The sequence below is a fragment of the Streptomyces sp. NEAU-174 genome (genome assembly GCF_052665095.1).
Window position 1 is genome coordinate 112970 of record NZ_JBQTCE010000011.1, and the last position, 12899, is coordinate 125868.

The window sequence follows — 12899 nt, forward strand, 5'->3', positions numbered from 1 at the left end:
CGCGAGATGGCCCGTCGGCTACGCCTTGGACGCCCGGAAGTTCCGGAACAGCAGATAGGTGTCGAGGATGTCCGACGAGGCGCTCTCGACCGAGCGGTAGATGCCCCACTTGGGCCGCTGGTAGTCGTCCTGGTCGGGCATCTTCACATTGGACATGCTGCCCTGGACCGCCACCGGGGCACCGGACCCGGTGCCGTTGCGCACCACGCAGGCCGCCTTGCCGTTCGAGCCGATGGTGAACGTCCACTCGATGGTGATCCACTTGTTGCGCAGCGGCGCGAGGCTGGTCGAGGCGATGTCCGGTGAGCCGGAGTTGGCGTACGCACGGGCCCGCAGCGTCTCCGTGCTGCCGCTGCGGCCCAGGTCCAGGGTGATGTACGGACCGCCGTTGTCCACCGGGGTCTTGGTCTGGAAGATGTGGGTGAACTTGCTGGTGCCGTGCAGCGAGGTGGGCATGAACATCTCGTAGCTGAGGCTCCAGGTCTCACCATCACGCATCTTCACGGTGGAGCCGCCCTGCACCATGCCCTTGGACTCGGTGCGCTGGCGGTCGCCGCCCCCGGTGGTGTCCCGGTCGTCCTTCCAGATGTTGAAGCGGTAGTGGTCACCGCCCTCGACGATCACGTACTTCCGGTCGGGGTGGGCTCCGCCGCGGTCCGCCTCGATGCCCTCGAACGCCTTGAGCCCGTCGCTGGACGGGTCAGGATGCCAGAGCAACTGCGCGGCCGCGGCGCGCGAGGCGGCGGAGGCCGGGGTGGCGCCCGAGGCCAGCTGCCCGAGGGCGATCGGTGTTCCGACGGCTGCCGCGGCCATCGAACCGAGGACCCGGCGGCGGCTCAACGGGTGGGGAGGGGGGAGTTCTGCCATGGTCGTTGACTTCCTTCCTGATCCGGTAAAGGAGTGGCGTGCTCATGGCGCACCACGCAGATTGGACCGGACCAAATCGACCGTCAAGGCGCGAGGACGGTTCTTTACCTGAGAATTGGTTCAGGTAGCTGAACAGAATCGGTCACTTACTGGGGCATAGGGTGGCATCTCCGTCCCTCATTTTGAGCGTTTGTTCGTTCTTGTGAACCCGTAGACAGTGTCTACGGGTGTCTGGTAGACAGTGTCTATGGCTGAGGGTGGGCAGGACACAGGTCTCCGGTCCCGGTTGGTGGACGTCGGGGTGGAGCTGGTGGACGAGGAGGGGGCCGGGGCCCTCTCGCTGCGGGAGATCGCCCGTCGGGCCGGGGTGTCGCACGGGGCGCCGCGGCGGTACTTCCCGACGCATCTGTCCCTGCTGTCCGCCATCGCGCGCCGCGGCTTCGAGAGCCTGGCCGCCCAGGCCGGTGAGGCCGTCGCCGCCCATGAGGGCGAGCCACGTGAGCAGTTGACGGCGCTGGCGCGGAGCTGGCTCGACTTCGCGCTGACCAACCGCGGCATGTTCGAGCTGATGTTCCGTCACGATCTGCTGGAGAGCGGCCACTTGGGTCTGCGGGAGACGAGCCTGCCGCTCTTCGCCACCCTCGTCGACCTGGTGGCCGAGGCACGGCCGGACTCCGGCGCGGAGCCACGGATCGTCGCGGGCGCGCTGTGGGCGAATCTGCACGGCATCGCCCAACTGTGGGGCTGGGGCAGCCTTCAGCTCGCGGTGGGAGGCGACGATCCCGAGCCGCTGCTGCGGGCCGCGCTCGACGCCCACCTCGGCCCGGAGGTCCGATGAGCTCCCCGCGCGCCCGGCGCCTCACCCTCGCCGCGAGCGTCACCGGAGCCGTGATCGTCGCCCTGGACGGCACCGTGCTGACCGTCGCCCAGCCCCGGCTGCAACGGGATCTCCATGCCACGTTCGCGCAGGTCCAGTGGACCAGTACCGGATATCTGATCGCCGTGGCGAGTCTGCTGGTGTTCGCGGGCCGCCTCGGCGACCGCTATGGCCATCGGCGCGTCTTCGCCATCGGGATGCTGGGCTTCGGCGCCGCCTCGGCGGGCATCGGGCTCGCGGGCGGCATCGGCTGGGTGATCGGGCTGCGGGTCGTCCAGGGGGTTTTCGGGGCGCTGCTGCAACCCGCCACCCTCGGGATGCTGCGGGCCGCGTACCCGCCCGACCGGCTCGGCAGGCCCGTCGCGGTGCGGACCGGCGCCATCGGGCTGGCGGCCGTGGCCGGTCCCCTGGCCGGCGGGGCGCTGACCAGCCAGCTGGGGTGGCGGGCGGTGTTCTTCGTCAATGTCGTGCCCGCCCTCGCCATGGGTGTGGCGGCCCTCGCCGTCCGGGGCCGGGCCGTGTCCCGCGAGGGCGCCGGGCCGCGGCTCGATCTGCCCGGTGCCGCTCTGCTCGCGGTGGCGCTGGCCGGGCTGGTGCACACGCTCGTCGGCATCCCCGAAACCGGCTGGACGGTGACGACCGCGCTCGGGGCCGGGTGCGCCGTGGTGGCCGGAGGCGTCTTCGTACGGCATGAGCGCCGGACGCGGGATCCGCTGGTGCCGCCGGGCGTGCTGCGGTCGGGCGCCGCGGGCCCGGCGCTCGGTGTGCTGGTGGCCGCGTCGGCCGCACTGTTCGGGGCGCTGTTCCTCGGCACGTACTACCTCCAGGGCGTGCTCGCGCTGGATCCGCTGGCCGGCGGGGTGCGGGCGCTGCCGCTCGCGGTGATGATGGTGCTGGGCGCGCCGGTGGCGGCGATGCTGACGTCTCGTCAGGGTCCCCGCCGTACGGCGGTGGCGGGGATGGTTCTGGTGGCGGCCGGTGTGCTGCTGATGTCCCGTCTCGGCCGGGGCTCGGGCGCCGAGGCGATCGGGGGCTGCTTCCTCCTGCTGGGCGCGGGTTTCGCCACCGTGATGGTCACCGCGACCACCGTCGTCGTGCGGGACGCGTCCGTGGACACCGCCGGGGTGGCGGGCGGGCTCCAGCAGACCGCCATGAACATCGGGCCCGCGCTGGGGGTCGCCGCCGCGACCACGCTGATGAGCGTGGCCGGGCGGGGTGACGCCGCCGGGCGGCCGCCCGGTGACGGGCCGCGCTGGGCGGCCGATGTCTTCCTCTCGGCGATGGGACCGGCGCTGACGGTCCTCGCGGCCGTGGCCGCGGCCGGTGCGCTACTGGCCACCAGGCTGCCCGGCCGACCGGCGCCGCGGCGGCCCGAGGACCGGCCGGTGGCAGAGCTCCCGGACGGACCCCCGAGGTCCGAGATCGCGTCGGGCGCGTGACCCCACATCGCCCGTGGTGTGCACCGGGTCGTGCAGCTACCGGTCCGTACGGCCATCCGCCGCCCGGGTCCGCGGTGGACGCCTTTCCGCGGGCGTACGAACCTGCGGGCGTACGAATCCGCGGGCGTACGAAACCGCCGCCACCGGTCGCCCCTGACCCGAGGGCCGGGGGGCCGGTGGCGGCGGCGCGTGGCGGGTGGGTTCGGCTCAGTTGAGGGCGACCAGCAGATCGCCGCCCTCCACCTGCTGAATCGTGTTGATGGCGATGCGCGACACGGTCCCGCTCTTCGGGGCCGCGATGGTGGCCTCCATCTTCATCGCCTCGATCGTGCCGATGGTGGCACCGGCCTCCACCTGGTCGCCCTCGGCCACCGCCAGGGTCACCACACCCGCGAAGGGCGCCGCCACATGGCCGGGGTTGCTCCGGTCGGCCTTCTCGGTGGCCGGTACGTCGGAGGCCACCGAGGTGTCCCGCACCTGGACCGGGCGCAACTGGCCGTTCAGCGAGGCCATCACCGTGCGCATACCGCGCTCGTCGGCGTCGCCGATGGCCTCCAGCTCGATCAGCAGCCGGACACCGGGCTCGAGGTCCACCGTGTACTCGTGCCGTGGGCGCAGTCCGTAGAAGAAGTCCTTGCTGTCCAGCACGCTGGTGTCGCCATGGGCCTGCCGGTGCGCCTCGAACTCCTTGGTCGGGCCGGGGAACAGCAGCCGGTTCAGCGTGGCCCGCGGGTCCTTCTCCAACTGCTCCCGGTCCTCCGCGGACAGCTCCGCGGCCACCGGCTTGGCGGCGGCACGGCCCTCCAGCGCCTTGCCGCGGAACGGCTCGGGCCAGCCGCCGGGCGGATTGCCCAGCTCGCCGCGGAGGAACCCGATGACCGAGTCCGGGATGTCGTACCGGCCCGGCTCCGCCTCGAAGTCCTCCGGCGACACCCCCGCCCCCACCAGGTGCAGCGCGAGATCGCCGACCACCTTCGACGACGGGGTGACCTTCACCAGATGGCCCAGGATCCGGTCCGCGGCGGTGTACATCGCCTCGATGTCCTCGAACCGGTCGCCGAGCCCGAGCGCGATGGCCTGGGTGCGCAGATTGGACAGCTGACCACCGGGGATCTCATGGTGGTACACCCGTCCGGTCGGCGAGGCGAGACCCGCCTCGAACGGTGCGTAGATCTTGCGCACGGCCTCCCAGTACGGCTCCAGGCCGCCGATCGCCTCGAGGTCGAGCCCGGTCGGCCGGTCGGAGTGGTCGGTGGCCGCCACGATCGCCGACAGCGACGGCTGGGAGGTGGTGCCCGCCATGGACGCCACCGCGCCGTCCACCGCGTCCGCACCGGCCTGCACCGCCGCGAGATAGGTGGCCAGCTGACCGCCCGCGGTGTCATGGGTGTGGATGTGCACCGGCAGGTCGAACTCCCGGCGCAGCGCGGAGACCAGCTTCGCCGCGGCCGGGGCGCGCAGCAGCCCCGCCATGTCCTTGATGGCCAGCACATGCGCGCCCGCGTCCACGATCTGCTCGGCGAGCCGCAGATAGTAGTCGAGGGTGTAGAGCCGCTCCGAGGGATCGGACAGGTCGGAGGTGTAGCAGAGCGCCACCTCGGCGATGGCCGAGCCGGTCTCCCGTACCGCGTCGATCGCGGGCCGCATCTGCCCGATGTCGTTCAGCGCGTCGAAGATCCGGAAGATGTCGATCCCGGTGGCCGTGGCCTCCCGTACGAAGGAGGTGGTCACCTCGGTCGGGTACGGCGTGTAGCCCACGGTGTTGCGGCCGCGCAGCAGCATCTGGAGACAGATGTTGGGCACCGCCTCGCGCAGCTTGGCCAGCCGCTCCCAGGGGTCCTCGGCGAGGAACCGCAGCGCCACGTCGTAGGTGGCCCCGCCCCAGCACTCCAGCGACAGCAGCTCCGGCACGGTCCGCGCCACCACCGGGGCCACGGCCAGCAGGTCCTTGCTGCGGACCCGGGTGGCCAGCAGCGACTGGTGCGCGTCCCGGAAGGTGGTGTCGGTGACACCGATCGTGGGCGACTCGCGCAGCCGGCGCGCGAAGCCCTCCGGGCCCAGCTCGGTGAGCCGCTGCTTGGAGCCGGCGGGCGGCTCGGTGTCCGGCACCGGGGGGAGCTTGGTGGTCGCGTCGATCAGATGGGGCCGCTCACCGTGGGGCTTGTTCACCGTGATGTCGGCGAGATAGGTGAGCAGCTTGGTGCCGCGGTCGGCGGAGTGACGCGCCGTCAGCAGATGCGGCCGCTGCTCGATGAACGACGTGGTGACCTGCCCGGCCCGGAAGTCCGGATCGTCCAGCACCGCCTGGAGGAAGGGGATGTTGGTGGACACCCCGCGGATGCGGAACTCGGCCACCGCGCGCCGGGCGCGGCCGACCGCGGTGGCGAAGTCCCGCCCCCGGCAGGTCAGCTTGACGAGCATCGAGTCGAAGTGGGCACTGATCTCCGCGCCGGAGTGGGTGGTGCCGCCGTCCAGCCGGATGCCCGAGCCGCCCGGGGAGCGGTACGCGCTGATCATCCCGGTGTCCGGGCGGAAGCCGTTGGCCGGGTCCTCGGTGGTGATCCGGCACTGGAGCGCCGCACCCCGCAGATAGACGGTGTCCTGGGCGAGGCCGAGGTCGGACAGCGTCTGACCGGCGGCGATCCGCAGCTGCGACTGGACGAGGTCCACATCGGTGATCTCCTCGGTCACCGTGTGCTCGACCTGGATCCGCGGGTTCATCTCGATGAACACATGGCGGCCGTCGCGGTCGAGCAGGAACTCCACCGTACCGGCGTTGCGATAGCCGATCTCCCGGGCGAACTTCACCGCGTCCTCGCAGATCCGGGCCCGCAGCTCCGGATCGAGGTTGGGCGCGGGGGCCAGCTCGATCACCTTCTGGTGGCGCCGCTGCACCGAACAGTCGCGCTCGAACAGATGGATGACATCGCCCTGCCCGTCGGCGAGGATCTGCACCTCGATATGGCGGGGCTCCACCACCGCCTTCTCCAGGAAGACCGTGGCATCGCCGAAGGCGGACTCGGCCTCCCGCGCCGCGGCCTCGATGGACTCGCGCAGCGTCTCCCGGCTCTCGACCCGGCGCATTCCGCGCCCGCCACCACCGGCGACGGCCTTCACGAACACCGGGAAACCGAGCTCGTCCGCGGCCCGGACCAGCTCGTCCACATCGGTCGACGGCTCGGAGGAGCCCAGCACCGGCACCCCGGCCGCACGGGCGGCGGCCACCGCGCGCGCCTTGTTCCCGGTGAGCTCCAGGATCTGCGCGCTGGGCCCCACGAACGTGATGCCCGCCTCCTCGCACGCGCGCGCGAGATCGGGGTTCTCGGACAGGAAGCCGTAACCGGGGTACACCGCGTCCGCGCCCGCCTGACGCGCCGCGTTGACGATCTCCTCGACGGAGAGGTAGGCCCGCACCGGATGGCCCGGCTCGCCGATCTCGTACGCCTCATCGGCCTTCAGCCGGTGCAGTGAGTTGCGGTCCTCGTGCGGGAACACGGCGACGGTTCTCGCGCCCAGCTCATAGCCGGCGCGGAAGGCGCGAATGGCGATCTCACCACGATTGGCGACCAGCACCTTGCGGAACATGCCCGATCCCTTCTACCTGCCCGTTACCAACACACACGCTTGTCGGCGAACCCTACTGCCGCCTGCCATATGGCACGCCCGCGGTGTGATCGAGTTCTCGTGGATGACGGGCGACATGGCATCGGGTCCTCTTATCCATGGTCGCCGGGGATACCCAGAGTGGCCCTGCGACCGCGCCGGGTGGTGCTGTGCACGGCCCCGGAACGGGAGGGGCCGGTCGAGCGCGCGACCGCTCACCACTCGGCGAGCGAGCCGTCCGCATGGCGCCACACCGGATTCCGCCAGGCGTGCCCCCGGCGGTCGGCGGCGCGCACCGCGGCCTCGTCCACCTCGATCCCGAGCCCCGGGCGGTCGGTGCGCGAGAGCTGCCCGGCGGTGAACCGGAAGGGCTCCGGATCGGCCACGTAGTCCAGGAGTTCGGCGCCCTGGTTGTAGTGGATGCCGATGCTCTGCTCCTGGATGAGGAAGTTCGGGGTGGTGAAGGCGATCTGGAGACTGGCGGCGAGCGCCACCGGCCCGAGCGGGCAGTGCGGGGCGAGCTGGGCGCCGTGGGGCTCGGCGAGGGCGGCGATGCGCCGCAGCTCGGAGATGCCGCCCGCATGCGAGATATCGGGCTGGAGGATGGCCACCCCGGCCCGCAGCGGGGCGATGAACTCGCGCCGCGAGTACAGGCGCTCACCGAGCGCGATGGGGATGGGGGAGGCGTTCACCAGGTCAGGGACGATGTCCATGTGCTCGGAGAGCACCGGCTCCTCGACGAACAGCGGCGCCGCCTCGGCGAGCAGCGGCAGCAGCCGGCGGGCGTTGGCGGGGGAGACCCGGCCGTGGAAGTCGAGGCCGAAGTCGCGGTCGTCGCCGAGGACCTCACGGGCGGTCTCGGCGCGGCGCACCGCGGCCCGTATCTCCGCCCGGGTGGCGACCGGGGTCATCCGGCCGCAGCCGTTCATCTTGACGGCGGTGAACCCCGCCTCGATCTGCGCGGTGAGCGCGTCGCGGATCTCCTCGGGCTCATCGCCGCCGATCCACGCGTAGGCGCGGATCCGCTCCCGCACCGGACCGCCGAGCAGCTGGTACACCGGTACGCCGTAGTGCTTGCCCTTGATGTCCCACAGCGCCTGGTCCAGCCCGGCGACGGCGCTGGAGAGGACCGGTCCGCCACGGTAGAAGCCACCCTTGGTCATCACCTGCCAGTGGTCCTCGATCCGCATCGGGTCCTGGCCGATCAGATACTCGGTGAGCACCTCGACCGCGGCGCGGACCGGCTCGGCCCGCCCCTCGACCACCGGCTCGCCCCAGCCGACCACCCCCTCGTCGGTCTCCACCCGGACGAACATCCAGCGCGGCGGGGCCAGGAATGTCTCGATACGAGAGATCTTCACGGGTGGTGTCCTTCCCTGGGAGGGGCGAGGCTGTGAGATTAAACGATAAATAATGAGAACTTCGCCTGCCGTCGGGGCCGGAAAAGACCTTGCGCCACGCCATGGCGAGTTCCGGCGATTCCGCCCATCATGCCGCCATGACAGCAAACCTGACGCGTCGTCATATTCTTGGTCTGGCCGCCCTCCAGAGCGCGGCGGCCCTCGGACTCACCCGTATCGGCCTCACCCCGGCGGCCGCCGCCGAGAGCGCCGACGACTTCCCCGCCGTCGTCATCGGCTCCGGCTACGGCGGGGCCGTGGCCGCGCTCCGGCTCGGCGAGGCGGGCATAAGAACGCTCGTCCTGGAGATGGGGCGGTTATGGGACGCCCCGGGCCCCGACGGCCGGGTCTTCTGTTCGATGACCGCCCCCGACCAGCGCTCCATGTGGTTCAAGAGAAGGACCGAGGCACCCCTGTCCACCTTCCTGTGGCTGGACGTCATCAACAAGGACATCACCCCCTACCCCGGCGTCCTGGACCGCGTCAGCTACCCCGGCATGTCCGTCTACGTGGGCCGCGGGGTCGGCGGCGGCTCGCTGGTCAACGGTGGTATCGCGGTCACCCCGCCGCGCTCGTACTTCCAGCAGATGCTGCCGCAGGTGGCCGCGGACCCCATGTACGACACCTACTTCCCGCTGGCCAACCGCATGCTCGGCGCCACCACCGTGCCCTCCGCGTGGTTCGAGTCCACGGAGTGGTACACCTACGCCCGGGTCGCCCGCGCCCAGGCCGCCAAGGCGGGCCTGAAGACCGTCTTCGTGCCCAACGTCTACGACTTCGACTACATGCGGCGCGAGGCCGACGGAACCGCGACCAAGTCCGCGCTCGCCCAGGAGGTCATCTACGGCAACAACTTCGGCAAGCGCAGCCTCGACAAGACCTATATCGCCGCCGCGCTCGGCACCGGCCGGGTCACCCTCCAGACGCTGAGCCGCGTCCGCGCCCTGCGGCGGGCACCGGACGGCTCTTATGTCCTCACCGTGGACCGTGTCGACACCACCGGCACCGTCGTGGCCACCGACGAGATCACCTGCCGCTCGCTCTTCCTCGGCGCGGGCAGCCTCGGCACCACCGAACTCCTGCTGCGCGCCCGGGAGACCGGCGCCCTCCCCGGGCTGAGCGCGGAGGTCGGCCGGGGCTGGGGCGGCAACGGCAATGTCATGCTCGGCCGCGCCAACCACGTGTGGAACCCGACCGGCGCCCATCAGTCCACCATCCCGGTGATGGCGATCGACGACTGGTCCAACGCCACCAATCCGGTCTTCGCCGAGATCGCCCCGCTGCCGGCCGGTCTGGAGACCTGGGTCAGCCTCTACCTCGCCATCACCCGGAACCCCGAGCGCGCCACCTTCACCTACGACGCGGCGAAGGACACCGCCGTACTCAACTGGACCCGCGCCCAGAGCGCGCCCTCCGTGGCCGCGGCCAAGGCCCTCTTCGACCGCGTCAACTCCGCCAATGTCACCATCTACCGCTATGACCTCTTCGGCGACACCCGGGCCTTCGCCGACGACTTCTGCTACCACCCGCTGGGCGGCTGCGTGCTGGGCCGGGCCACCGACGCCTACGGCCGGGTGACCGGCTACGACGGGCTCTATGTGACCGACGGCTCGCTCATCCCGGGCTCCATCGGCGTCAATCCGTTCGTCACCATCACCGCCCTGGCCGAGCGCACCATGGCCCGGGTCCTGGCCGAGGACCCGGTCGGTGGCCGGTGACCCCGCCGGGGGCGTGCCCGCCCCGTCAGCCCAGGGCCCGGTCGAGGTTGAACGCGGCGCTGATGAGCGCGAGATGGGTGAACGCCTGCGGGAAGTTGCCGATCTGCTCACCGGTGCGGCCGATCTCCTCGGCGTACAGCCCGACATGGTTGGCGTAGGTGAGCATCTTCTCGAAGGCCAGCCGCGCCTCGTCCACCCGGCCGGCTCGGGACAGCGCCTCGACGTACCAGAACGAGCAGATCGAGAAGGTGCCCTCCTCACCGCGCAGCCCGTCCGGACTCACCGTGGGGTCGTAGCGGTACACCAGCGAATCGGACACCAGCTCCTCGCCCAGCGCGTCCAGGGTGGACAGCCACTTGGGGTCGGTGGGGGAGATGAACTTCGACAGCGGCATCATCAGCAGCGAGGCGTCGAGCACCTCCTCGCCCTCGCGCTGCACGAAGGCGCGCCGCCGCGGCGACCAGCCGCACCGCATGATCCGGCGGTAGATGTCATCGCGCGCCGTCGACCAGCGGGCCATGTCCGCGGGCAGTCCGCGGTGGCGGGCGATGCGCATCGCCCGCTCGATCGCGACCCAGCACATCAGCTGCGAGTACAGGAAGCGCTGCGGGCCGGAGCGGGTCTCCCAGACGCTCATATCGGGCCGGTCCCAGTTGTCGCACACCCAGCCGACCAGGGTGCACACGGCGTCCCAGTGGTCACTGGAGAGCGGCTGCCCCCACTTGTCGTAGAGGTAGAGGGAGTCCACCAGCGCCCCGTAGATGTCCAGCTGGAGCTGGTGGACCGCCGCGTTGCCGACCCGGACCGGGGACGAGCCCAGATGCCCCTCCAGATGGGGGAGCGTCTGCTCGGGGATCTCGCTGCGGCCGTCGATGCCGTACATGATCTGCAACGGGCCGCCGGGGCCGTCTCCCAGGGCGATGCCCTCGGACAGGAAGCGCACGAACGCCTCGGCCTCCTGGGTGAAGCCCAGCCTCAGGAGTGCGTAGATGCAGAACGCGGCGTCGCGGACCCAGACGTATCGGTAGTCCCAGTTGCGCTCGCCGCCGATCTGCTCGGGGAGGCTGGTCGTCGGGGCCGCCACGATGGCGCCGGTCGGCGCGTAGGTGAGCAGCTTGAGGGTGAGCGCCGAGCGGTGCACCATCTCCCGCCACCGCCCGCGGTAACGGGACTGCGCGAGCCAGCGGCGCCAGTAGCGCACGGTGGCGTCGAACAGCTCCTCCGCCTCCGCCTGCGGGCAGTGCCGCGGCTGCACCGTACCGCCGATCCGGTCCAGCGCGAACACCGCGGCCTCGCCCTCGACCAGCTTGAACGTGGACACCGCGTCGGGCCCGTCGACCTCCATGGTGACGCCGGACGTCAGCGCCAGCGTCAGCTCCGGGGACTCGAAGATCGTGAGCTCCTTCTCGGTGCGCACCGTGTGCGACTGCCGGCCGTAGTCGAACCGGGGTGCCAGCCGTGCGGTGAAGGGCAGCGAGCCGCGGACGCACAGCACCCGGCGGATCAGCCGGTGCCGGTCGGCCTCGCGCGAGTCGTCCACGATCGGCATGAAGTCCTGGACCTCGGCGACCCCGTCGTCCGCGAAGAAGCGGGTGATGAGGATGTTGGTGTCCGGGAAGTAGAACTGCTTCGTCCGGACGGGCACCTCGGGGGTGAGCCGGAAGGAACCGCCGCGGTCGGCGTCGAGGATCGACGCGAACACACTGGGGGCGTCAAACCGGACCGGGCAGTACCAGTCGATGGTGCCGCGCGTGTCCACGAGCGCGGCGGTGCGCAGATCGCCGATCAGACCGTGCTCGGCGATCGGCACATAGCGGGACGCGTCCGTCGGGTGGCGGATGCTCTCGGCGACGGTCATCGGAACCTCCCGCGCGGGCCGGAACCCATGGGCGGCGCGGACTCTCACTTCACCATACGACCGAAGGACCGGTCCGGCGCAGCGCCCGGCCCACCGGGGCGCCCCCGGCGCCCGCGGGCGCTGCCTCGGTGTCACCTCTCATCACCGTATGTGGTCGGCGGAGCCGGACGTCCGGCGGGGCCCCGGCCCTCAGCGCGAGGTGGAGCCGGGTGCCGCCAGCCAGGACGCGACCGCCGCCGCGATGGGCTGACCGGTCTCGAGCTCGACAAAGCCGAATTGACCGCCCTGGTTGCACTCCAGGAACCACCACACGCCCTCGGCGTCCTCGGCGAAGTCGAAGGCCCCGTAGGCAAGACCGGTGAGCGTCATGTACTCATGCACGGAGCGCACGATTCTGGCGGGCACGCCCACCGGTTCCCAGTGGTGTCCATGACAGCCATAGCGCCCATCCACCTGGCCGGAGGCGGCGGTCTTGCGCGCGGCGAATAACTGGCTGCCGACGCAGATCAGCCGGATGTCCGCCGCTTTGGGAATGTAGCGCTGAAGAAGGGTCGCCCCGGCCGCGACATCGGAGAAATCCGTGTCCGGTCCGATACGGGTGGTAGGCAGCGCGACCGGTGGATCGACGGACGGTGGACCGGACGCGGATTTCACCACGATGTCCGAGTACTGGACCGCGAAATCGCGCGCCGCGCGCGGATAGGTGGTGACAAGAGTCGAGGGCACGGCGAAACCGCTGTGCTGGGCGACCCGCAACTGGAAGGGTTTGTGGCGGGCCGGTTCGGCGGCCGCGGGATGGTTCATCCAGCGTGCCGTGGTCGCGTAGAGCATCCCGTACAGGGCCTGTCCGCACTCGGCCGTCAGCCACTCCGAGGGATTCGCCGCGTGCGCCGCCGGCCGACCCGGCCTGCGCACCCAGATGGACCGCACACCGTGGATGCTGACGAGGCGTCCCTCGGTCGACAGAAATCCCGCGAAGTCGCCACGGTCGAATTCGACCGACAGGGCGGCCTGATCCGGAAGGTCGGCCGGATCGAAACGCACCAGAGGGACGCCTTGTTCGCGCAGCTCCGCCACCACCAAGTCGGCAGTGACATCCTGGCGACAGGTCAGGATGAGTACCGTCATCGACGTGTG

The 12899-nt window shown here is 71.0% G+C and carries 8 protein-coding genes; 3 read left to right on the forward strand and 5 right to left on the reverse strand.

Going from position 1 to position 12899, the window contains the following annotated elements; translation table 11 throughout:
• Window positions 1-18: 18 nt before the first annotated feature.
• Window positions 19-867: a hypothetical protein gene (locus ACT2CW_RS29365; RefSeq protein ID WP_445518798.1), complete on the reverse strand. Its 849-nt coding sequence runs from the start codon at window positions 865-867 to the stop codon at window positions 19-21.
• 247 nt (window positions 868-1114) lie between these two features.
• Here ACT2CW_RS29365 and ACT2CW_RS29370 point away from each other — a divergent pair, with 247 nt between their 5' ends.
• Both ACT2CW_RS29370 and ACT2CW_RS29375 read left to right on the forward strand, forming a co-directional pair.
• Window positions 1115-1705 carry a TetR/AcrR family transcriptional regulator gene (locus tag ACT2CW_RS29370; protein WP_445518799.1) on the forward strand — a complete coding sequence of 197 codons (591 nt, stop codon included), beginning with the start codon at window positions 1115-1117 and terminating at the stop codon, window positions 1703-1705.
• Window positions 1702-3183, forward strand: a complete 1482-nt coding sequence (locus tag ACT2CW_RS29375) for an MFS transporter (RefSeq protein ID WP_445518800.1) — start codon at window positions 1702-1704, stop codon at window positions 3181-3183. Before ACT2CW_RS29370 ends, ACT2CW_RS29375 begins: the two co-directional genes overlap by 4 nt.
• A gap of 207 nt (window positions 3184-3390) precedes the next feature.
• Here the strand turns inward: ACT2CW_RS29375 and ACT2CW_RS29380 are convergent, their stop codons facing one another.
• Entirely contained in the window at window positions 3391-6768 is a 3378-nt protein-coding gene (locus tag ACT2CW_RS29380) for a pyruvate carboxylase (protein ID WP_445518801.1), read from the reverse strand.
• A 233-nt stretch (window positions 6769-7001) separates the two neighbouring features.
• The gene (gene dgoD, locus ACT2CW_RS29385; protein WP_164423442.1) at window positions 7002-8147 is read right to left on the reverse strand and encodes a galactonate dehydratase; all 1146 of its coding nucleotides are present in this window, start codon (window positions 8145-8147) and stop codon (window positions 7002-7004) included.
• Between the two features lie 137 nt (window positions 8148-8284).
• Here dgoD and ACT2CW_RS29390 point away from each other — a divergent pair, with 137 nt between their 5' ends.
• The gene (locus ACT2CW_RS29390; protein WP_445518802.1) at window positions 8285-9904 is read left to right on the forward strand and encodes a GMC oxidoreductase; all 1620 of its coding nucleotides are present in this window, start codon (window positions 8285-8287) and stop codon (window positions 9902-9904) included.
• 25 nt (window positions 9905-9929) lie between these two features.
• On the opposite strand, the gene ACT2CW_RS29395 is transcribed toward ACT2CW_RS29390, so the two are convergent.
• Both ACT2CW_RS29395 and tgmB read right to left on the reverse strand, forming a co-directional pair.
• Window positions 9930-11762, reverse strand: coding sequence for a glycoside hydrolase family 15 protein (locus ACT2CW_RS29395; RefSeq protein ID WP_445518803.1), 1833 nt, complete (start codon window positions 11760-11762; stop codon window positions 9930-9932).
• A 189-nt stretch (window positions 11763-11951) separates the two neighbouring features.
• Window positions 11952-12890, reverse strand: a complete 939-nt coding sequence (gene tgmB, locus ACT2CW_RS29400; protein WP_164423448.1) for an ATP-grasp ribosomal peptide maturase — start codon at window positions 12888-12890, stop codon at window positions 11952-11954.
• Between the last annotated feature and the right edge of the window lie 9 nt (window positions 12891-12899).